At 73.5% G+C, this 21,913-nt stretch carries 16 protein-coding genes and 2 pseudogenes; 14 read left to right on the top strand and 4 right to left on the bottom strand.

Annotated elements, in window-relative coordinates; translation table 11 throughout:
- The first annotated feature begins 44 nt into the window (after positions 1-44).
- From ACFYZ3_RS13700 to ACFYZ3_RS13670, 7 genes are all read left to right on the top strand, one after another.
- Positions 45-3,182, top strand: coding sequence for a helicase-related protein (locus ACFYZ3_RS13700; RefSeq protein ID WP_388516273.1), 3,138 nt, complete (start codon positions 45-47; stop codon positions 3,180-3,182).
- Positions 3,179-5,041 carry a DrmB family protein gene (drmB, locus tag ACFYZ3_RS13695; protein ID WP_388516271.1) on the top strand — a complete coding sequence of 621 codons (1,863 nt, stop codon included), beginning with the start codon at positions 3,179-3,181 and terminating at the stop codon, positions 5,039-5,041. The genes ACFYZ3_RS13700 and drmB overlap by 4 nt, the downstream gene beginning before the upstream one ends.
- Positions 5,038-6,123, top strand: a complete 1,086-nt coding sequence (locus tag ACFYZ3_RS13690) for a DNA helicase (RefSeq protein ID WP_388516270.1) — start codon at positions 5,038-5,040, stop codon at positions 6,121-6,123. The genes drmB and ACFYZ3_RS13690 overlap by 4 nt, the downstream gene beginning before the upstream one ends.
- Positions 6,124-6,182: 59 nt before the next feature.
- On the top strand, positions 6,183-6,737 hold the full coding sequence (locus ACFYZ3_RS13685) for a GNAT family N-acetyltransferase (protein ID WP_388516268.1): 555 nt from the start codon (positions 6,183-6,185) through the stop codon (positions 6,735-6,737).
- Positions 6,738-6,852: 115 nt separating this feature from the next.
- A complete protein-coding gene (locus tag ACFYZ3_RS13680; RefSeq protein ID WP_388516266.1) occupies positions 6,853-8,364 on the top strand; it encodes an ABC transporter substrate-binding protein in 1,512 nt (503 codons plus the stop codon).
- A 3-nt stretch (positions 8,365-8,367) separates the two neighbouring features.
- Positions 8,368-10,173 (top strand): ABC transporter permease subunit, encoded by a 1,806-nt coding sequence (locus tag ACFYZ3_RS13675; RefSeq protein ID WP_388516264.1) that lies wholly within the window; start codon positions 8,368-8,370, stop codon positions 10,171-10,173.
- Between the two features lies 1 nt (position 10,174).
- On the top strand, positions 10,175-11,485 hold the full coding sequence (locus ACFYZ3_RS13670) for an MDR family MFS transporter (protein ID WP_388516262.1): 1,311 nt from the start codon (positions 10,175-10,177) through the stop codon (positions 11,483-11,485).
- On the opposite strand, the gene ACFYZ3_RS13665 is transcribed toward ACFYZ3_RS13670, so the two are convergent.
- On the bottom strand, positions 11,482-12,069 hold the full coding sequence (locus ACFYZ3_RS13665; RefSeq protein ID WP_388516260.1) for a TetR/AcrR family transcriptional regulator: 588 nt from the start codon (positions 12,067-12,069) through the stop codon (positions 11,482-11,484). The genes ACFYZ3_RS13670 and ACFYZ3_RS13665 overlap by 4 nt on opposite strands.
- Positions 12,070-12,179: 110 nt before the next feature.
- Here ACFYZ3_RS13665 and ACFYZ3_RS13660 point away from each other — a divergent pair, with 110 nt between their 5' ends.
- Positions 12,180-13,013 carry an SDR family NAD(P)-dependent oxidoreductase gene (locus ACFYZ3_RS13660; protein WP_388516258.1) on the top strand — a complete coding sequence of 278 codons (834 nt, stop codon included), beginning with the start codon at positions 12,180-12,182 and terminating at the stop codon, positions 13,011-13,013.
- Positions 13,014-13,023: 10 nt separating this feature from the next.
- Here ACFYZ3_RS13660 and ACFYZ3_RS13655 read toward each other — a convergent pair whose 3' ends face one another.
- Positions 13,024-13,818 (bottom strand): CDP-alcohol phosphatidyltransferase family protein, encoded by a 795-nt coding sequence (locus ACFYZ3_RS13655; protein WP_388516858.1) that lies wholly within the window; start codon positions 13,816-13,818, stop codon positions 13,024-13,026.
- A 118-nt stretch (positions 13,819-13,936) separates the two neighbouring features.
- Here ACFYZ3_RS13655 and ACFYZ3_RS13650 point away from each other — a divergent pair, with 118 nt between their 5' ends.
- The 5 genes and pseudogenes from ACFYZ3_RS13650 to ACFYZ3_RS13630 form a co-directional block, all read left to right on the top strand.
- Positions 13,937-14,929 (top strand): zinc-binding alcohol dehydrogenase, encoded by a 993-nt coding sequence (locus ACFYZ3_RS13650; RefSeq protein ID WP_388516256.1) that lies wholly within the window; start codon positions 13,937-13,939, stop codon positions 14,927-14,929.
- Between the two features lie 129 nt (positions 14,930-15,058).
- Positions 15,059-15,457: a 6-carboxytetrahydropterin synthase gene (locus ACFYZ3_RS13645; protein ID WP_226030108.1), complete on the top strand. Its 399-nt coding sequence runs from the start codon at positions 15,059-15,061 to the stop codon at positions 15,455-15,457.
- Positions 15,454-16,671 carry a glycosyltransferase family 4 protein gene (locus ACFYZ3_RS13640; protein ID WP_388516254.1) on the top strand — a complete coding sequence of 406 codons (1,218 nt, stop codon included), beginning with the start codon at positions 15,454-15,456 and terminating at the stop codon, positions 16,669-16,671. The genes ACFYZ3_RS13645 and ACFYZ3_RS13640 overlap by 4 nt, the downstream gene beginning before the upstream one ends.
- Before the next feature lie 491 nt (positions 16,672-17,162).
- A pseudogene (locus tag ACFYZ3_RS13635) lies at positions 17,163-18,146 on the top strand (hypothetical protein); the annotation flags it as partial.
- Positions 18,119-19,021: pseudogene (locus ACFYZ3_RS13630) on the top strand (lysylphosphatidylglycerol synthase transmembrane domain-containing protein); the annotation flags it as partial. The pseudogenes ACFYZ3_RS13635 and ACFYZ3_RS13630, both read left to right, overlap by 28 nt.
- Positions 19,022-19,116: 95 nt before the next feature.
- Here ACFYZ3_RS13630 and ACFYZ3_RS13625 read toward each other — a convergent pair.
- A complete protein-coding gene (locus ACFYZ3_RS13625) occupies positions 19,117-19,893 on the bottom strand; it encodes a creatininase family protein (protein WP_388516252.1) in 777 nt (258 codons plus the stop codon).
- A 53-nt stretch (positions 19,894-19,946) separates the two neighbouring features.
- Between ACFYZ3_RS13625 and ribA the strand changes: the two genes are divergently transcribed.
- Positions 19,947-20,609, top strand: coding sequence for a GTP cyclohydrolase II (ribA, locus tag ACFYZ3_RS13620; protein ID WP_388516250.1), 663 nt, complete (start codon positions 19,947-19,949; stop codon positions 20,607-20,609).
- Between the two features lie 30 nt (positions 20,610-20,639).
- On the opposite strand, the gene ACFYZ3_RS13615 is transcribed toward ribA, so the two are convergent.
- A complete protein-coding gene (locus ACFYZ3_RS13615) occupies positions 20,640-21,869 on the bottom strand; it encodes a serine hydrolase domain-containing protein (RefSeq protein WP_388516856.1) in 1,230 nt (409 codons plus the stop codon).
- Positions 21,870-21,913 lie beyond the last annotated feature (44 nt).

Genomic DNA, 21,913 nt, shown 5'->3' with positions numbered 1-21,913 from the left:
CCCGTCCGAGCACCTCACGGACTCGACACAGCCCCAGGAACGCCATGGACCCCCGACAGGAACTCGTCTCCTACCTCCGGCGGCAGCTCGTCGGCCCGGCCGAAGGCGAACACGAGACACTCGACGCCCCGCCCGACCGGCAGTACCTCATGGGAACCCTCTATCCGCAGGAAGCCGATCTCCAGCGTCAGTTGGAAGTGGCCGCAGAGGAACTGGAAGGTTCGGGTACGGAGACCCGGGCCGAGGACGCCGCGCCGGCCTCCGACCCTGTCCCCGAGTCCAACTCGTGGCTGCCCTCCTCCCTGGGGTTCAGCTTCTACACCGATGCGGACACCGTGGAGGTCGACTGCTCGGCCGCGCGTTACGAGACCCGGGCCGGCACGAGCGAGCGGGGCCGTAGCTGGCAGCGGGTCCCCCTGCCGGCCGAGACGCACCGGCTCACGCCCGAACGCGAACAGGTCACGGTCCTGGACGGCCGGGCCGAAATCCGCGTGCGGCACCGGACGTTCGGCACCGGCAACCTCATCACCGTCGCCCTGGTGAACTCCGCCCGCCACGAACCCGGACTCGGCAAGTCCGCCCACTGGGACCGGATGCTGTTCCAGGTGGAGCTGCGGGCCCGGCCCGTGGACGGCAGGGTGCTCCAGTATCCCAGCGTTCGACTGGCGAGCCGCGATGCGGAGGAGCAGGAGCTCCGCCTCCAGTACCGCCACGTCCGCACCCATGCCGTCGGCCACGGATGCGCTGTGGCGGAACGGCGCGACGACGCCGGGGAGCAGGTGACCGAACTGAGCGCAGCCGTCATGCCGGAGGCCGAGGTCACCGGCGTACGGGCCGCGGGGCTCAGCGGTTCGCCGGTGCTCGATCTTCTCCACCTCGCCGACCCGGCCGTATCGGTCGAGCAACTGCGAGAGGAGCTCGCCGAGTTCGCCGCGCACTACCGGGCCTGGTACGTGGGGCAGCTGAACGAGGACGTTCCCGAATGGGGACGCGCGGCCGCCTCCCGGGTCCTCGACCGTATCGGCGCGGCCGTGACCCGCATCGAGTCGGGTGTCCGCACCCTCTGCGACCCGCGCCGCCCCGAACTGCTGCACGCCTTCCGCACCGCCAACCGCGCCATGGCGCTGCAGATGCGCCACTCCGCCGCCGATCTCGCGGGTACCCGGCGCTCGCCCGGCGAGGCAGTGCCGCCGGCCCCGGAGCCGTACCAGGGGGCCACTTGGCGCCCGTTCCAGCTGGCGTTCTTCCTGCTCGCGGTGGACGGCACGGCCGATCCGCGGCACCCGGACCGGGCCGTGACCGACCTGATCTGGTTCCCGACCGGCGGTGGCAAGACCGAGGCGTACCTGCTGCTGGCCGCCTTCGCCATGGTGCTGCGGCGACGCGAACCGGGCGGCGGAGGCACGGCCGTACTCAGCCGCTACACGCTCAGCCTGCTCACCACCCAGCAGTTCCAGCGCGCCGCCACCACCGTCTGCGCTCTCGAGACGCTGCGCCGTGCCGAACCGGCGGCGTACGGAAGCGAACCGTTCTCCATCGGTCTGTGGGTGGGTGAGACCACCACCCCGAACACGTACGACAAGGCCCGCACCGCCTACGAGAACGCGCGCCAGGCCGCCCAGCCCGACGATGTCTTCATCCTCGACCGCTGCCCCTGGTGCGGTACGCGCATCCTGCCCGCGCACAAGTCACCCGACGCGGGCGACTACGGGGTGCGTGCGACGGCCGACTCCTTCGCCTTCTTCTGCCCGCGACGTGAGTGTGTCTTCCACGACGAACTGCCCGTCGCCGTCGTGGACGAGCACCTCTACGACCGGCCGCCGACGTTCGTCCTGGGGACCGTGGACAAGTTCGCCCGGCTGGCCTGGGAACCGCGGGCGGGCCGGCTGTTCGGTGCGCCGAGCGGCGACGGCGCGGGAAACCTGCCTCCTTCGCTCGTCATTCAGGACGAACTGCACCTGCTCACCGGCCCGCTGGGCACCACCGTCGGACTGTACGAGTCCGCCGTCCTCGGGCTGTGCGTCGGGCCCGACGGCACCGGTCCCAAGGTCGTCGCCTCCACCGCCACCATCCGCCGCTCCGGAGAGCAGGTACGCGCCCTGTACGGCGGGAGCGTCCAGCTCTTCCCGCCGGCCGGTCTCGACGCCCGCCACTCCTACTTCGCCGAACCCGACACCTCCAGGCCCGGCCGCCGCTACCTCGGCGTCATGGCCCAGGGACACACGGCCGGCCGTGCCGCCGTGGCCACCGCCGCCGCGCTGCTCCAAGGGGCGTGGGAACTGCCCCTGGAACACCGGGACGCCTACTGGACGCTGGTCGCCTACCACCACAGCCTGCGGGAACTCGGCCGCACGGTCACGGCCGCGGCCGACGACATCCCCGCCCAGCTCGCCGGACTCGACACCGGCAACGCGGTTCGGGCTCTGCCGGACCACCAGGTGCAGGAACTGACCAGCAACCTCCCGCGAGCCGAACAGCCCGTGCTGCTGGACCGGTTGGAGAAGGGCTGGGACGACCCGCAGTCGGTGTCCTTCCTGCCCTGCACGAACATGCTGTCCGTCGGCGTGGACGTCAAGAGGCTCGCGCTGATGCTGATGCAGGGGCAGCCGAAGACGACCGCCGAGTACATCCAGGCCACCAGCCGCGTGGGCCGGCACACCGTGCCCGGCCTCGTGGTGACGTTCTTCAACGCGACCCGCCCCCGGGACCGTTCGCACTATGAGACCTTCGACGTGTACCACCGGTCCTTGTACCGGCACGTGGAGCCCACCAGTGTCACCCCCTGGTCGGTGCCCTCCCGCCGACGGGCCCTGCACGCCGCACTGGTCGTCCTCGTCCGGCACCGGCTGGGCCTCGCCGCCGAAAACCAGGCCGGGCAGGTCCTGGAGCGCATCCCCGAGCTGGAAGCGCTCGCCGACGAGCTGACCGCGCGTGCCGTGGCCGTCGAACCCGGCGTCGGTGACGAGGTGCGGGCGGAGCTCGCGGGCCTGATCACCGACTGGGAGGACGCGGCCCGCCAGGCCCACAAGGACGGCCGCGAGCTGTACTACCGCAGCCAGGGCAAGGGCCAGTCCAACCTGATCAAGAGCTTCGAACAGAACTACGGCCTCTGGGAGACACCGAACTCCATGCGCAACGTGGACCGGGAGTGCCAGGTGACGGTGAAGGGAGCGGACCTGTGAGCCGCACACTGCGGGTACGGCAGTCGCAGACGGTGGTGCCGTTCGGCGTCGGAGCGGTCTTCGACATCCAGGGTGAGTCCTTCGTCGCCACCGGCATCGGAGACTGGCCCACCAGGGGGAGACAGCGGGTCGAGTCCGCCCGTCTCGCCTCCCGCCTGGGCGTCACCGGGTTCTACGCCGCCCCGGCGACCGCGAACGACCGCTTCGACGCCCCGGACGCGCCCGGAGCGCCGTACATCCGCTTCCCGTCCTGGCTGTTCTGCGGGTCCTGCCGGCGGATGAAGCGCTGGCGGATCGCCGACGAGAAGCCCGGTCAGCCGCCGCGCTGCCCCTCCTGCTCACCGGCCCGGACGCTGGCGCCCATGCGGTTCGTACAGATCTGCCAGGCCGGACACCTCAGCGACGTCGACTGGTGGTTCTGGGCCCACTCGCGGCGCGACGCCGGTGAACGTCGACGTTGTGAGGAGCGGGACCGGCTGAGGTTCCTGGTCTCGGAACGGGCCTCCGGCCTCGAGGCGCTGTCCGTGACCTGCACCGCCAAGGGCTGCGGTGCGTCCCGCGACCTGCTCGACATCCTCGGCACCCACGGCATGCGCTGCTCGGGACGCAACCCGTGGCAGCGGGCGAACGAACGGGTGGAATGCCCCCGACCGGTGCAAATCGTGCAACGCACGGCCGGTAATCTGTACTACCCGATCGTGCACTCGGCCCTCGACATCCCCGAGAGCGACGCACCGGCGGCCCACGGCGACGAGGCCGTCGTGGCCAAGGTGCGGGAGCACGACCTGTGGGTCCCCCTGTGCCGGGTGGCCGCGACACCGCGGGCTGCGGCGTTCCGCACGATGATCCAGGAGGACACCGGCGCCGACGACGCCCTCCTGGACGCACTGATAGCGGAGGAGACGGGGGAGGCACAACCTTCCCCCCAGGCGCAGTCGTCTGATCCGCAGACCGGCCCGGCTCGCCCCGACCTCAGCCGCGAGGAGTGGACCGCCTTCACCGCGCCGAGCCCGCCCGCGACCCGGGACTTCGCGTTGCGCGAGAGCACCCTCGGCCTGGCGGGGGAGAGCGCCGACCCCTGGGCCGCGCTCGCCCGTCGCTTCGGCAGGATCGTCCTCGCCGACCGACTCCGCGAGGTGCGGGCGCTGTCCGGCTTCACGAGGCTCTCCCCGGATGCCACGGTGGTACCGGCCGACACCGCCCGTCGGCTCAAGTGGCTGCCGGCCGTGGAGGTGTTCGGCGAAGGAATCTTCCTCAGCCTGAATCCGGCCGAACTCGCCGGCTGGGAGGCGGACCGGGAGGTACGCAAACGCGTCAGCGGTATGCGGGCGGACCTGGACCGCTCCTTCCAACGGGACCGCCTGGAAGCCCTCACGGGTCCCGAACTCGCCCCCCGATTCGTCCTCCTGCACACGCTCGCGCACCTCCTCATCCGCCAGCTCTCCTTCGAATCCGGCTACACCACCGCGAGCCTGCGCGAACGCGTCTACGCCCGCCCCGAACAGGACCAGTACGGCATCCTCGTCTACACCGCTGCGGGGGACGCCGAGGGAACACTCGGCGGACTCGTACGCCAGGGCGAGCCCCCACGGCTCGCGGAGACACTGCTGCGCATGACCGAGGCCGCCGCCTGGTGTTCCGCCGACCCACTGTGCTCCGAACACACGGGCCAGGGCTTCGGCAACCTCAACCGCGCGGCCTGCCACGCCTGCGCCCTGCTGCCGGAGACCAGTTGCGAGACCGGCAACACCCTTCTGGACCGGACCCTCGTCGTCGGCGGCGAGCACGTACACGGGTACCTGGAGCCGATCGTCACCGCCGCACGGGCCGCCGCGGCAGACGCGTTGGAGGAATCGTGACCCTCACCTACCTCGACCTCACCCCCGACCAGCGGGCCGGTCTCGACGCCCTGCCCTTCGACGGCAACCACCTGGTCAGCGGACCGCCGGGCAGCGGCAAGAGCCTCCTGGCGGCTCAACGGGCCGTCATGCTCAGCCTCACCGGTCCGCCTGTCGCCCTGCTCACCCGGTCCAACCTGCTGCGGCAGTCGCTGGCCGCGACGGTCCACGCACTGGCCCCCACCGACCGAGGTGTACGGGTCACCACGGCGCACGCCTGGCTCGCCCAGTGGTACGACGGCAAGGCTCCGACCACCGCGGACGGCTGGTACGACTGGAGCGCGCTGTTCGACCGGGCAGCCGACACCGGACCGGTGCCGGACCTCACCCTGGTTGTCGACGAGGGTCAGGACCTGCCGCCCGAGTTCTACCGGCTCTGCCGAATGCTCGGCGCCCGCGTCACGGTGTTCGCGGACGAATGCCAGCGCCTGACCGACACCCACTCCACCCTCGCTGAGATCGCCGGACGCCTCGGCCGCTGTGGCCGCCACGACCTGGACGGGAACCACCGCAACACGGAACAGATCGCGTCCTTCGCGGCTCATTTCCGCACAGGACCCGGTACGCCGCTCCTGCCCGACCGGCAGGGTCCGCCGCCACGGCTGCACCGGTTCCCCGAGCGAGGTGCGGCCGATCTACTGGCGCTGCTCGCCGAGCGGCGCCCCGGGGACGCCATCGGTGTGATCGTCAATTCCAAACACACCCAGTTCTCCTTGCTGGGCAGCCTGTCGCGCAGGGCACCACGGCTGAAGCCCCAGCTCTATACGTCGGAGGCCAAAGGAGGTCAGTACCGCAATCTCGACCTCGGCCGCCCCGGCATCGTCATCGTCCACCGGGCCAGCGCCAAGGGCCTGGGCTTCGACACCGTCGTTGTCCCGGACACTCACACCGACGCCGCCACCGACCCGACCTCGGCGGCTCTGCGCATGACGTACTACGTCCTCGCGACCCGGGCTCGGCGTGAACTCCATCTCGGCTACGAAGGGGCTGCGGAACCGCCGCTGCTTGCCCAGGTGGGAAGAGGAGACCTGATGAGGGGATGACGGTCGTCCCAGCAGGGGAGGGTGATCGCGTATTTCCAGTTAATGCGTACGATGTGCAAGTGCGCACCACCGACTACAGCATCAGGACAGCCGCTCCCGCCGACCTCGACGCCGCCCGAGCCGTCATGCTCGACACCGTCTACCGCGACTTCGGCAGCGGCTATGTCCCGCGCTGGCACGCCGATGTGATCGACCCGGCCGGGGCGTACCTGAGCCCCGCCCGGCACACGCTCCTCGTCGCTGTCGCCGCCGACGGCGAGGTCGTGGGTACCGGAGCCCTCGACTCCCGGGGGCCCGCGCACCCGCCGAACCCGGCGCACGTCGCCGAGCGGTTCCCCTCGGGAGTGACCGCGCAGCTGCGGCGGATCTACGTCCGGCCCGAGCACCGTCGGCGGGGGCTGGCGCGGAGGCTCGTCGACGAGCTGCTGGCGTTCGCCGTCGCCGACGGGGGATACCGGGCCGTCTATCTGCACACCGACCCCGCTGTCACCGGGGCCGAGCCCTTCTGGCGGTCGTTGGCCAAGGTGGTGCACGACGAGCGGGAGGATGCCGGGGGCGGGCAGGGGATCGTGCACTTCGAGGTGCCCATGGCGGGATGGCGCGGGGCCAGGTAGGCGTGAAAATCGTTTCCATGTAGGCTCCCCGTGCGCTGCCTCGCACGCGCCCGACGCCCGATGCCCGACGCCACAAAACCACGTGCCCGCACCTGACTTGATCGATCCGAGGACCATGCGCTCCCACCGCCGCCCCCGGCTGCTCGCCCCCTTCCTGCTCGTCCCGCTGATGGCCGGCTGCTTCGCCTCCGGAGGGGGCGACGACTCCGCGTCCGGTGACGGTGGCGACGGTCACGGCGCCCGTCTCCGCGTCGCCCTCGCCTTCCCGCCCGCCGAGAACCTGTCCCCGTACGGCGCCGACGCCACGCTGCTCAGCCGCCTCGGCGTCACCGAGGGGCTCACCGCGCTGGACGCCAACGGGTCCGCCGCGCCCGCGCTCGCCGAGTCCTGGCGCCGGGACGGCGACAAGACCTGGGAGTTCACGCTCCGCGACGCCACCTTCCAGGACGGCGGCGACGTGACCCCCGCCGCGGTCGCCGCATCCCTCACCCGCGCCACCGAGGCCGAGCCCGCGCCCGCCGCCCTCGCCGGTGTCACCCTCGATGCCGAGGCGGGCGGCGACCGGGTCGTCCGGATCACCACCGCCGAGCCCGACCCCGTGCTGCCGCTGCGGCTCTCCAGCCCCAGCCTCGCCGTCCTCTCCAAGGGCGCCTACGGGAAGGGCAGCCGTGTCGACCCCGTCGGTCACGCCACCGGGCCCTTCGAGCTGACCAAGGTCAACGGCGCCACCTCCGCCTCCCTCGACCGGTTCGACGACTACTGGGGCGGCCGCGCGCAGGCCTCCGGTATCGACGCCCGCTTCATCGCCGACGGCACCGCCCGTACCAACGCCCTGCGGACCGGGGAGCTGGACATCGCGGAGGCGGTTCCCGTCGCCCAGGCCGCCTCGCTGGACGAGAAGACCCGGCGTGACACCGCCACCACCCGGACCACGAGCCTGCTCCTCAACGCCTCGTCGGGAACCTTCAAGGACGCCGGGCTGCGGGCCGCCGCCCGCGCCGCCCTCGACACCTCCGTGTTCGCCAAGGACGTGTACGAGGGGTACGGCGATCCCGGTGCCGGTGTCTACGGGCCCGCGGTGACCTGGGCGGAAGGGAAGCGGACCGCGCCCGTCGGGCGGGCGGCGGCCAAGAAGCCCGGGGACGGGGACACCATCACCCTCGCCACCTACGACAACCGGCCCGAGCTGCCTGAGGTCGCCCAGGTGGTCGAGCAGCAGCTGGAGAAGGCAGGGTTCACCGTCAAGCTCACCGTGCGGGAGTACTCGCGGCTCGAAGGGGACGCCCTCGACGGGAAGTTCGACGCCTTCGTGCTTGCCCGTAACACGCTCCTCGACACCGGTGACCCCGTCGCCGTCCTCGCCAGCGACTACACCTGCGACGGCGGCTTCAACATCGCCCAGCTGTGCGACAAGGGCGTCGACCGTGCCGTCGCCGACGCCGAGAAGATCGCCGACACCGCGAAGCGCCAGGACGCCGCCATGGCCGCCGAGGCGCGCATCCTCGGCAGCGACGCCGTCGTGCCGCTCGTGCACCAGCGCATCATCACCGGCGTCGCCGACTCCGTACCGGGCGTCGTCCTCGATCCGTACGAGCGCGCGCTCGTCGGCACCGGCACCCGGCGCTGAACCATGTGGCAGCGGGTGGCCGGCGCCGGGTGGCGGATCCTCCTCGCGGTCGGGCTCGTGTGCGGGGTCGGGCTGCTGCCCTGGCTCACCCGTACCGATCCCGCGTACACCGTCCTCAAGGCGCGGTCCGCCGAGCGTGAGCCCACGCCCGAGGTGCTCGCCGACATCCGGCGGCAGCTCGGGGTCGACGGCGGGCCCCTGCACGTCCTCACCGGCTGGCTGGGCGGGCTCGTGCGCGGGGACGCCGGGCGGTCGTGGATCTCCGGCGCGGACGTCCTGCCCGACGTGACGCGGGCGCTCGGTGCCTCGCTGCTGCTCATGGGTGTCGCGCTGCTCGTCGCCGTGCTCACCGCCGGAGCGATCTGCGCACGCACCCTGCGGCTCGGGGCCCGGCGGCGGCTCGGTGGGCGGCGCGGGGGCGGGAGCCTGTCCGCCGTGCTCGCCTCGCTGCCCGAGTTCCTCGTCGCCTCCGTGCTCGCCACCGTCGTCGGGGTTCAACTGGGGTGGCTGCCCGCGCTGGGGTGGTACGGGCCGCAGTGGACCGTGCTGCCCGCGCTCGCCCTCGGGCTGCCCGCGGGCGCCGTGCTGGGGCGGCTGCTCGACGATCTGCTGCCCGGTGCCTTCGGCGAGCCGTGGGCGCTGGCCGCCGCGGCGCGTGGGCTGACCGGGAGGTCCGTCGCCCGTCAGGCCGTGCGGCGGTGTGTGCCCGCGCTGCTGCCCAACCTCGGGCTGTTCGTCGTCGGGTTGACCGGCGGGGCCGTCGCCGTCGAGCAGGTGTTCGACATTCCGGGGCTCGGTCGCACCACCCTTCAGGCCGCCCTCGCTCAGGACCTGCCCGTCCTCCAGGCCGGGACCCTCGCCCTCGTCCTGCTGGCCGCGCTCGCGACCGGCGCCACCCGCGTCGCCGCACGGCTGCTCACCGGGCCCGCGCTGCGCGACGGCGCCCTGTCCTCGCTGCACCGGCCCACCCCGCCCGCCGGGGGAGTGCTGCCGCTGCTCTACGGTGCCCTCCTGCTCGCCGTCGTCGGGTTCGGGCTCGCCCGTGATCCGCTCGCCCTCGACACGGGGCAGCGGCTGCGGGCGCCCTCCCTCGACCATCCCTTCGGCACCGACGCCCTCGGGCGCGACCTGCTCGCCCGCGTCGGCCACGGGGCGCTGGACACGCTGCTCCTCGCCGCCGCCATCAGCGCCGCCGCCCTGCTCGTGGCCGTACTGCTCGGGCTCGTGCCCCGGGTCTCCGCCCCCCTCGTCGACACCGTCAACGCCGTACCGCCCGTGCTCGTCGCGCTGCTCGTCACCGCCGTCGCCGGGAGCGGGACGGCCACCCCCGCGCTCGCCGTGGGAGCCGTCGCCTGGGCACCGCTCGCCGCGCACACCTCCTCCCTGCTGCGGCAGGAGCGCGCCACGCTGCACATCACCGCCACCAAGGGGCTGGGCGCGGGACGAGTCCATCTGCTGCGGCACGAGTTGTTGCCCGCCGTGGTGCCGCCGGTCCTCCGGCACGCCCTGCTGCGGCTGCCCGGTGTCGCCCTCGCGCTCGCCTCGCTCGGGTTCCTCGGACTCGGCGCCCAGCCGCCGTCCCCCGAGTGGGGGCTGCTCCTCGCCGAGAACCAGCCCTACGCCGAGCGCGCCCCCTGGGCCGTCCTCGCCCCCGCCGCCGTACTCGCCCTGCTCGGCGCGCTGGCCGTCAGCGCCGCGGGTGGGCTGCGCCGACGGCCCTCTGGATCGTCCCCTCGTAAGACCGAGGCGGCCGAGCGGCGGTCCGCGGTGGAGACGGAGCGGGAACCGGCCGGAGCCGGAGCCCGGTGACATGACCTCCACATCCGCCGCCGCCGGCGGGCGGTCCGGGAAGGTACCCGGCCGTCGTACCGCCCCCTTCGCCACGCTCTCCCCGCTGCTCCGGCTGCTCATCCTCACCCAGCTCGCCTTCAACGTCGGTTTCTTCGCCGTGCTGCCCTTCCTCGCCGAGCATCTCGGGCAGTCCGTGGGCATGGCGGGGTGGCTGGTCGGGTTCGTGCTCGGGCTGCGGACCTTCAGCCAGCAGGGGCTGTTCGTGGTCGGCGGGGCGCTCGCCGACCGGTACGGCATCCGGCCCGTCGTGCTCGCCGGGTGCGTGCTGCGGATCGCCGGCTTCGCCTGGCTCGGGTTCGCCGGGCGGACCTGGGCCGTCGTCGGTGCCGTACTGCTGATCGGGTTCGCCGCCGCGCTCTTCTCCCCGGCCGTCGAGTCCGAGGTCGCCCGGCAGGCCGTCGTGTGGGAGGAGGAAGGAGGCGGGGACCGGACGCGGGTGCTCGCGCTGTTCACCGTCGCCGGGCAGGCCGGTGCCTTCGTCGGGCCGCTGCTGGGGGCGCTGCTGCTCGCCGTCGACTTCCGTACGGCCTGCCTCGCCGGGGCCGGGGTCTTCGTGCTGGTCCTCGTCGGGCACGCGTGGCTGCTGCCGCAGCGCGTTCCCGGGCGGGCCCAGGTCCGGATGAAGGGCGGGGCCCGGCTCGTGCTGCGCAACCGGCGTTTCCTCGCGCTGTGCTGCGCCTACGGTGCCTACCTCCTCGCCTACAACCAGCTCTACCTGGCCCTGCCCGCCGAGGTGGAACGGGCCGCCGGTTCGCAGGCGCCGCTGGCCTGGCTGTTCGCGCTGTCGTCGCTGCTGGTGGTGACCGCGCAGTTGCCGGTGACCCGGTGGGCGGGGGAGCGGCTGGCGCGGCGCCGGTCGATGGTGGCGGGGCTGGTGCTGATCGCCGTCGGGTTCGCCGTCGTCGGCCTTGCACGGCCTGCCGGGTGGACGGGGACGGGTGGGCTGGTGCCCGCCGCCGGGTTCGTCGTCCTGCTCACCCTCGGGCAGATGCTCGTCGCGCCCGTCGCCCGCGCCTGGGTGCCGGACCTCGCCGAGGACGGGCGGCTCGGGCTCTACACCGGGGCGCTGTCCTCGGTCTCCGGGCTGATCGTGCTGGCCGGCAGCTCCGCGACCGGCCTCCTGCTGGACACCGGCCTGCCGGTCGCCGTGCCGTGGCTGGTGCTGGCCGCCGTACCGCTGGTGGCGGCGGGGACGCTGCCCCGGTGGCCGCACCGGGGTGCCATGGCCACCGCACCTGTCCCGTCCGCGGCCGGGTCGGGCCGGTCCTAGCGGCGCAGCGTCGCCACCGCCTCGTCGAAGAGGCGCTCGGGGTCCTCCTCGCCGCCGGAGCGGTACCACGCGTCGACGGCCGCGTCGAAGCAGGCCAGGGCGGCGGCGACGAAGGCCAGTGCCCGGGGGTCCGGGGCGGCCGTCGGGGGCAGACCGAGGCGGCGCTGGATGTCCGGGGCGAGCAGCTCCTGCCAGCGCAGGTGCTTCTCCAGGTGGCGGGCGCGCACGGAGGGCGCCTCGTGGTGGATGCGGGCGAGGGTGAGCTGCTCCTCCGGGGTCTTGTCCGCCGGACGGATGGTCAGGAAGGCCGCCCGGATGGCCGCCCAGGCCGACTCGTCGTCCGGGCGGGCCTCCAGCGCGGCCCGTACCGACTCGCCCAGCGCCTGGGTGTCGCCCAGGACGAGGTCCTCCTTGCTCCCGAAATAGTGGAAGAAGGAGCGGCGCGAGATGCCCACCGCGCTGGTGATCTGGTCGATCGTCGTCGCCTCGAAGCCGTTCTCCGCGAAGAGCTGCATGGCGGTGGCGGTGATCTCCGCGCGCGCGGCGCGGCGCGCGCGCTCTCGAAGCGTGGGGGTGTCGGCCATGCACTCAGCCTATAGCTTTGCATGGAGCGCGCAGATGTTCATGGTGCGCAAGGTCGTGCAGTGAAGGCATGACTTGCACTGAGTGTAAAGTGCTGCCTACAGTGCATGACATGACTGCAATCGACTTCTCCGGTCAGACCACGGTCGTCACCGGCGCCAGCTCCGGGATCGGCGTCGCGTTCGCCCGCGAACTCGCCCGTCGCGGCTCCGACCTCGTCCTCGTCGCACGGCGGCTCGACCGCCTGGAGGACCTCGCCCGTGAACTGCGGACCCGACACGGCGTACGGGCCACGGCGGTGCGGCTCGACCTGAGCGAGCCGGGCGCGGGCCGTCGGCTGGCCGCCGACCTGGCGGGGCGGGGCATCCGCGTCGACGGCCTGGTGAACAACGCCGGATTCGGCACCAACGGCGCCTTCCACGAGGAGGATCCCGACCGCCTCACCGACGAGATCAACGTCGACGTGGCCAACCTCGTCGACCTGACCCGGGCGTTCATCGAGCCGCTCCGCGACTCCGGCCGGGGCATCCTCGTCAACGTCGCGAGCGCGGCCGCCTACACGCCCAGCCCCGAACTGGCGGTGTACGCCGCCTGCAAGGCCTTCGTGCTCAGCTTCACCGAGGCCCTGTGGTACGAGTCCCGCGGCACCGGCCTGCGGGTTCTCTCGCTCGCGCCGGGGCTCACCCGCACCGAGTTCTTCGACGGTTTCGAGGGCGGTGCCTACCAGGGCAGCTACCAGACCCCCGAGCAGGTGGTCGCGACCGCGATGCGCACCCTGGACCGCGGACGGCGGCCGAGCGTGCAGTCGGGGCGTCTGAACGCCCTCATGGTCTCGTTGCCCCGTCTCTTCACCCGCCGCCGGTCCGTCCTGATCAGCGGACGGATCTCGGCGCGCTCCTCGGGATCGGCGCGCTCCGCGGGGTCGGTGGTGGGCGAGGCGGCCTAGGAGGACGGGCTCACTGCGCGACGAGTTCCCGCACAGCCGCGGCAGGCGCCGCGGCAACCCGCGACCTCCGCCGCAGCCACCGTACGTCCCGCCCGAACGACCACACCAACAGGCCCAGTGCCACCGCCACCACCCCGGCGTTCCCCGGGCGCGGCAGCAACTCCGCGCCGGCGAGGAGCAGCAGGACGCCCTGGAGCGCGGCCACCGTCTTGCGGGCCGTGCTCGGCGGCAGCGGGGCGGTCAGCCACGGCCACACCCGGGCCGCGGCCACGAACACGTACCGCATGCCGCCGATCAGCAGTACCCACGGGCCCAGGTCCAGCGCGACGTACACGCTGAGCACCAGGATGAGGAACGCGTCGACCTCCATGTCGAAGCGTGCGCCCAGCGGTGTGGACGTGCCGGTGCGACGGGCGACCTTGCCGTCCACGCCGTCCAGGATCAGGGCCACGGCCGTCAGTCCGACGAGGAGGGAGACGGGCGGCGCGCTGCGGAAGGAGTCCGCGACCAGGGCGGTGACCCCGCCGACCAGGGTGGCCCGGCCGAGGGTGACCCGGTTGGCCGGGCCGAACGACGGCAGGCGGGAGCGGTGCAGGGCCCGGGAGAGCACCGCCCAGCTCGCGAACGCGAACGCCAGGCCGGTCAGCCAGCCCGCCGTGCCCATGCCGATCGCGGTGCCGAGCAACGCCAGGAGCAGGAGCTGCGCGCCCGCACCCGCCGCCGTCTCCTGCTGGACGGACCTCGCGGCACATACGTCGTACGCGTCGAAGGCGCCGTCCGTGTCGTCCGTGTGGTTCAGGTTGATCAGGGCCACCGAACATCCTCCGGCCGTGTGACAGAGTCGATCAACGCCGCTACCTTGTGCGCGGCTTGTGCATCCCTCGGTACGTGAGTGGCTTCCCGATCGTTCAGGAGGACTTCCGATGACCCGCATGGCACGTGCGTTCTGGCTCGAAGCGCCGGGGCGGGGCGCGATCCGCGAGGTGGAGCTGCCGGTACCGGGCGCGGACGAGGTGCTCGTGCGCGCCCTCTTCAGCGGGGTCAGCCGTGGCACCGAGACCCTGGTCTTCGGCGGCCGGGTGCCGGAGAACCAGTACACGGCGATGCGCGCGCCGTTCCAGGAGGGCGACTTCCCCGGACCGGTGAAGTACGGCTACCTCGGCGTCGGCGTGGTGGAGGAGGGGCCCGAGCCTCTCGTCGGGCGCACCGTGTTCTGTCTCCACCCGCACCAGACCCGGTACGTCGTCCCCGCCGCGGCCGTGACGCCGGTGCCGTCCTCGGTCCCCGCCGGGCGGGCCGTGCTCACCGGCACCGTCGAGACCGCCGTCAACGCCCTGTGGGACGCGGCGCCGCTGATCGGCGACCGGGTCAGCGTGGTCGGCGGCGGCATGATCGGCTGCTCGGTCGCCGCCCTGCTGGCCCGATTCCCGGGCGTACGCGTGGAGTTGGTCGACGCCGACCCGGCCCGCGCGGAAGTCGCCGAGGCGCTCGGTGCCGGTTTCGCGTCCCCGGAGGACGCCGCCGGTGACCGCGACCTCGTCGTGCACGCCAGCGCGACGGAAGCCGGGCTCGCCCGGTCGCTGGAACTGCTGCGGCCCGAGGGCACCGTCGTCGAACTGAGCTGGTACGGCGACCGGCGCGTCGCCCTGCCGCTGGGCGAGGCCTTCCACTCCCGGCGCCTGACCCTGCGCGGCAGCCAGGTCGGCACCGTCTCCCCGGCCCGCGCCGCCACCCGCACCTACGCCGACCGGCTCGCCCTCGCCCTCGAACTGCTCGCCGACCCGGCGCTCGACGCGCTCGTCACCGGTGAGTCCGCCTTCGCCGAACTGCCGGAGCTGATGCCCCGGCTGGCCTCGGGAGAGATACCCGCACTGTGCCACCGGGTCCGCTACGACGAGGAGGACACCGGCGCCTGACCTTGAGGCGCCTGACCTTGAGGAAAGACGTAAGACCCACTGAACAGGGGAAGACATCCAGCCGTAATAGACGGCACCCGCGCAGCGATCGGCGGGGGACCAGACGCGCCACACCTGGAGGGTCGTCCGTTGTTCAGCATCACCGTCCGCGATCACATCATGATCGCCCACAGCTTCCGCGGCGACGTCTTCGGGCCCGCGCAACGCCTGCACGGAGCGACGTTCCTGGTGGACGCCACCTTCCGGCGCGAGCAGCTGGACGAGGACAACATCGTCGTCGACATCGGCCTGGCCACCCAGGAGCTGGGTGCCGTCGTGGGCGCTCTGAACTACCGCAACCTCGACAACGAACCCGACTTCGCCGGCGTCAACACCTCCACCGAGTTCCTGGCCAAGGTGATCGCCGACCGGCTCGCCGAGCGCGTGCACAGGGGCGCGCTCGGCGAGGGCGCCAGGGGCCTGGCCGGGCTCACCGTCACCCTGCACGAGTCGCACGTCGCCTGGGCGAGTTACGAGCGCGCGCTGTGACCGGCACGACCGCCGCCGGGCGGACCCGGCTCGCCCACGTCCCCGCACAGACGTCCGCGACCCAGCAGTCCGGGCCGCCCCTGGTCACCGGCCCGAGGAACGGCGGCATCGTCCCCATGTCCCTGCGATCCGTGCACTTCGTCATGCCGGGCGGCGTCGACGACCCGGCCGCGCCGAGTGGCGGCAACGCCTACGACCGTCGGGTCCGGCTCGACCTGCCCGGCTTCGGCTGGCGGGTACGGGGGCTGCCCGTGCCCGGCGACTGGCCCCGGCCGGACGACGCGGCCCGCGCGGAACTCGCCCGCGTTCTGCGGCGGTTGCCGGACGGCGCGGTCGTCCTCCTCGACGGCCTGGTGGCCTGCGGGGTGCCGGAGGTCGTCGTTCCGGAGGCCGAGCGACTGCGCATGGCCGTCCTCGTCCACCTCCCGCTCGGCGACGAGACCGGCCTCGACCCCGCCGTGGCGGCCGACCTGGACGCCCGCGAGCGCACGGTGCTGCGTGCCGTCCCGGCCGTCGTGGCCACCAGTGACTGGGCGGTGCGCCGCCTCGTCTCCCACCACGGCCTCGACCCGGGCCGGGTCCACGTCGCCGCCCCCGGCGCCGACATCGCGCCCCTCGCGCCCGGCACCGACGGCGTCTCGCGGCTGGTGTGCGTCGCCGCGGTCACCCCGCGCAAGGGCCAGCACCGGCTGGTGGAGGCGCTGGCGGCCGTGGCCGACCTGCCGTGGAGCTGTGTGTGCGTCGGCGGGCTCGCACAGGACCCGGAGTACGTCGGCCGGCTGCGGTCGCTGATCGCACGGCACGGCCTGGCGGAGCGGCTGGTGCTCGCCGGGCCGCGGGCCGGTGCCGACCTGGACGCCGCCTACGCCACCGCCGACCTGATGGTCCTCACCTCGTACGCCGAGACGTACGGCATGGCGGTGACCGAGGCCCTCGCGCGCGGCATCCCCGTGCTGGCCACGGACGTCGGCGGCCTGCCGGAGGCGGTCGGACGCGCGCCCGACGGAGGCGTGCCCGGCATCCTCGTCCCGCCGGAGGACCCCGCCGCCCTCGCCGCGGAGCTGCGCGGCTGGTTCGGCGAGCCGGACGTACGACGACGGCTCAAGGCCGCCGCCCGTGGCCGCCGCGCCGCCCTGAACGGCTGGGCGAGCACGGCCCAGAGCCTGGCCGGCGTACTGCACCGGCTGCCGGGCGAACCGAGGAGGGCCGCATGAGCACGAGCAAGCCCGCCGCACCGGCCGACCGCACCGCCTCGGCACCGCTCGAGAGCGCCGTTCCGGCACCGGCCGAACGCACCGCCTCGGCACCGATCGAGAGCGCCGTTCCGGCACCGGCCGAACGCACCGCCCCGGCACCGGCCGAACGCACCGCCCCGGCACCGACCGAAAGCGTCGTCCCGGCACCGACCGGAGACGCCGGCCCGGTCCGGCTCGGCCCGTCGGACCCCACCGGCTCCCGGAACCCCGTCGTCCCCGTCTCGGGCCCGGCCCGCCCGGACGCCGGACGCCCTGTGGAGCGGCTCGCCTCCGGCCCCGGGGACGGTCCGGGCGAGGACTGGGCGGTCTCGTCCGTCGACCGGTCCGAAGGGGACCCGGCCCGCCCCGCGACCCCACGGCCGGACGGCGCCGCCGAGCGGACGGAGGACCGCGCCGAGCGGCCCTCCACCGGGCGGGTCGCCAACGGGCGGGGGCGGTTCGGCGCCGGGCGGTCCGCTGCCGGGCCGGTCGCCGACAAGGAGGGGCGGTCTGCCGCCGGGAGGTTCTCCGTCGGGCCGGTCGCCGACGGCCTCAAGCAGTCCGCGGCCGAGCGTGCCACCGTCCGCCTGCGCGGAGCGCCGGTGCGTGAGCACCCCGAGGAGCCCCCGCGCTACGCCCCCGAGTGGCTGCGACTGCGCGAGCCCGCCGATGCCGCCGCGCGGGCGCACGACCTGCTCGACCCGTTGCGGATCAGGCTCGCCAACCTGCCCGGGCGGGCGGACGGGCTGGTGGTGCACGACCTGGGCTGCGGCACCGGGTCGATGGGGCGCTGGCTGGCCCCGCTGCTCGACGGTGCCCAGCACTGGGTGCTGCACGACCGGGATCCCTACCTCCTGCACTTCGCCGCCGTCGCCGCCCCGCGCACCGCCGCCGACGGCAGCCGGGTCACCGTGGAGACGCGGCGCGGGGACCTCGCCCGCCTCACCCCGGAGGCCCTGTCCGGCGCCGCACTGGTGACGGCGTCCGCGCTGCTCGACGTCCTCACCACCGAGGAGGTCGGCAAGCTCGCCGCCGCCTGTACCGCGGCAGGCTGCCCGGCGCTGCTGACCCTCTCCGTCGCCGGACGCGTCGACCTCACCCCGGGCCACCCCCTGGACGCCGAGATCACCGAGGCCTTCAACGACCACCAGCGGCGCACCGGCATGCTCGGTCCGGACGCGGTCACCGCCGCCGCCGAGGCCTTCGCCGGGCACGGCGCCACCGTACGGGAGCAGCCCAGTGACTGGCGGCTGGGACCCGACGAAACCCAGCTCACCGCCCAGTGGCTGCGGGGCTGGGTCGGTGCGGCCGTCGAACAGCGCCCCGAACTGCGGGCGCGGGCGGACCGGTACCTCGAGGAACGCCTCGCGGCCTGCGCGGCCGGGGAGTTGCGGGTCGTCGTCCACCACACCGACCTGCTGGCGCTGTGCCGGCCGACGGGCGGAGCCCCGTGAGCGCACCGACGCTGCCGACGGCAGTACGCCCGTACGCCCGCACCGGCGTTGCGGCTCCCCGCCGCCGCGCCCTGCGCGCCCACCTCGGCACGCTCGCCGGCACCGCCGTCCTCGCCGTGCTCCTGTGGCGGCTGGGGACCGGCGCCTTCCTGGACGGGCTGCGCCGGATCGACGGGCCCACCGTGCTGGCGGCTCTCGGGATCGGGCTGGTCACCACGGTGTTCAGTGCCTGGCGTTGGGCCCTGGTCGCCCGGGGGCTGCGCATCCGGCTGCCGCTCGGGGCGGCCGTCGCCGACTACTACCGCGCTCTGTTCCTCAACGCAGCCCTGCCCGGCGGCGTCCTCGGCGACGTGCACCGCGCGGTGCGGCACGGACGGAGCACCGGAGACCTGGGGCGGGGCGTGCGGGCCGTCGTCCTCGAACGGGTCGCGGGACAGCTCGCGTTGACCGGTGTCGGGGTCGCGGTACTGCTCACGATGCCCTCCCCGGTGCTCGACGAGGTGCGGCACCTCGCACCCCTGGTGGCCCTGGCCCTGGCCGGCGCGCTCGCCGTCGTCCTCGCCCTGCGCATGAACCGGGCCCCCGCACGCCGGGGCCGGGCCGTGCGCACGGCGCTCGGTGAGGCACGGGACGGGCTGCTGTCCCGGCGGAACCTGCCCGGCATCGCCCTCTCCTCCGTCGTCGTGCTCGCCGGCCACCTCACGATGTTCGTGCTCGCCGCCCGGGTCGCCGGCAGCGCGGCCTCCGTCGCCGCGCTCATGCCGCTGGCCGTGCTGGCGCTGCTCGCCATGGGGCTGCCCCTGAACGTGGGCGGCTGGGGACCCCGGGAGGGCGTCACCGCGTGGGCGTTCGGCGCGGCGGGGCTCGGCGCGGGCACCGGGCTGGGCGTCGCGGTGGTGTACGGCGTGCTCAGCCTCGTGGCGAGCCTGCCCGGCGCCGTCGTCCTCGTCGTACGTCGGCACGCCGTGCGCTATCCGCGCTCGCCGTCGGAGCCGTCGGAGTCGTCGGACGCCGTCACCGTCTCCGCCGTCAGCAGTGCGAAGTATTCGCCGAAGGAATCCGCCAGGCTTGCCAGCAGTTCCTTCCCCTTTTCCGCCGAGCCCAGTGAAGGACGCCCGATGACACCGGAATCGGTGTAGGCGGACATACCGAGGGAGAGCAGATGACGCCGGTCGTCCGCGACGAAATCGGCGGCCTCGTAACCGGGCCTGACCAATTCGGGATGCTTGTGCAGAAGAATGGAGGTCTCGATTTCCCCCGCGTGCATGTCGGTGAGCAGCGAGGTGACCACACCCGCCCGCCGGCGCGCCGTCTCCCAGTCCTCCGCGGCCGGGAACAGCGCCATCCGCTCACCGCGTGCCGAGGACTCCTGAACGACGTTGCCCAGTACGTAGTTGCCGCCGTGTCCGTTGACCACGACCAGGGTCTCGACACCCGAGCGGCGCAGGGAGTCCGCTATGTCGCGCACCACCGCGTGCAGGGTCACGGCGGAGATGCTGACGGTCCCCGGCCAGTGCGCGTGCTCGTGCGAGCAGCCGATCGTCACCGGCGGCAGCAGGTGCACCGGATACGCCTCGGCCACCGCCCGGGCGACGGCGCAGGCGACGAGGGTGTCGGTCGCCAGCGGCAGGTGCGGGCCGTGCTGCTCGAAACTCCCGACCGGCAGCACCGCGACCTGTCGCGGAAGTCCCGAGCCCCGTTCGCGCACGTCTTCGCTCGTGTCCGCCGGCACCAGTGAAACATCCATTCCCGCACGGCCTTTCATCTCGGTTGAGCAAACTGTTGAGGAACGCGAGAATCATGACAGAAAAAATCGGTGTACTCGGCAAGAAGGCAGCACAGCGCACGGACGTGGAGCGGGTCGTCGTGACACCGCTTCCCACCGTGTACGGGGAATTCCGGGCGTTCGGCTATTTCGACCACGAACGCGGCGACGAGCAAGTGGCCCTCGTGCACGGCGACCTCGGCACCGAAGGCGTGCTCACCCGGCTCCACTCGGAGTGCCTGACCGGCGACGCCTTCGGCTCCCAGCACTGCGAGTGCGGCGCCCAACTCGCCTCGGCGCTCCGGCAGGTGGCCGACGCGGGCAGTGGCGTGGTGGTCTACCTGCGCGGGCACGAGGGGCGCGGCATCGGTCTGCTCGCCAAGCTGCGCGCGATGGCGTTGCAGGCGGAGGGCCTGGACACGGTGGAGGCGAACCTCGCCCTCGGCCTGCCCGTGGACGCCCGGGACTACGGTGTCGCGGCCCGGATCCTCGACGACCTCGGGGTGCGGTCGGTGCGGCTGATGTCCAACAACCCGCGCAAGCGCGAGGCGTTGGTGCGGCACGGCATCCAGGTCGCCGAGCAGGTGCCGCTGCTGATACCGCCGTGCGCGTCGAACATCACCTACCTGCGCACCAAGCGGGAGCGGCTCGACCACCACCTGCCGCACCTGGACGCGATGGCGCACGTCTCGTCCTGACCGCGGGGAGCCGGATTCCGCCGGGCCGGATCAGTCCGTGAGGGCCTCGTGCACGAGCCGCTTCAGGTCCGGGTAGACCGTGTGCGAGGACCTCGGCCGCACCTGGGTCATGAACTGCACCGTCAGATCACGGCCCGGGTCGACCCAGAAGGTGGTCGTCGCCACTCCGCTCCAGCCGTACGTGCCCAGCCCGGAGGGCGACCGGGTGCGGCCCGGGTCGGTCACCACGGAGAGGCCGAGGCCGAAGCCGACGCCGTCGTTGCCGGGTTCGTCGTGCGCCGGGCGGCTGCCGAAGGACCGCAGGTCGGCGCCGCCCGGGAGGTGGTTGCGGGTCATCAGGTCCACCGTCGCCGGGGCGAGCAGCCGTAGCCCGTCGAGTTCGCCGCGACGCCGCAGCAGTTCCGCGAACCGGTGCACGTCGTAGGCGGACGAGGCCAGGCCGCCGCTGCCCGACAGGAACCGCGGCCGGCCCCGCAGCGGCAGCCCGGGGACCGGCACGATGCCGCCGTCCTCCGTCTCGCCGTACAGCTCGGCCAGGCGGCCCGCCTGGGCGTCGGTGACGTGGAATCCGGTGTCCGCCATACCCAGCGGTCCGAAGATCCGCTCGGCGCAGAACACGTCGAGGGGCTGCCCGGACACCACTTCCACCAGCCGCCCCAGTACGTTGCTGGCCACCGAGTAGTTCCACTCGGTGCCCGGTTCGAACTGCAGGGGCAGGCTTGCGTACAGGTCGACCGTATCGGCCAGGTCGGCACCCGGCCGTACCGAGGACTCCACACCGGCCGCCCGGTACAGCGCGTCGACGGGGTGGGTGCGGTAGAAGCCGAAGGTCAGCCCCGCGGTGTGGGTCATCAGGTGCCGGACCCGCACCGGACCGGCGGCCGGGCGGGTGACGACGTCCGCCCCGCTCCCCTCGACGTACACGCGCGGCTCGGCGAAGGCCGGCAGATACCGGTCCACGGGGTCGTCCAGCGACAGCCGGCCCTCCTCCACCAGGGTCAGCACGGCCACGGACGTGACCGGCTTGGTCATGGAGTAGATCCGCCACAGCGTGTCGGCCGTCACCGGGAGTCCGGCCGCGACGTCCCGCAGTCCGTGCACGGTCAGATGGGCGACGCGGCCGCCGCGCGCGACGGCCACCAGGAACCCGGGCAGCCGGCCCTCGTCGACCTGCCGGGCGAAGTGCAGGTCGAGCCGGGCCAGCGCCCCGGGGTCCAGCCCGGCCGCACCCGCGTCGACCTCCTGCCGCAGGGGTGGCATCGCCATCGCCCTCCTTGATCGTTCGTTCGGGACGCGTCCGGCAT

The sequence above is a fragment of the Streptomyces sp. NPDC001599 genome, from assembly GCF_042893535.1.
In the GTDB taxonomy this organism is placed as follows: Bacteria; Actinomycetota; Actinomycetes; order Streptomycetales; family Streptomycetaceae; genus Streptomyces.
The sequence above is the reverse complement of the archived record's forward strand: the minus strand, read 5'-3'. Positions and strand labels throughout refer to the sequence as shown.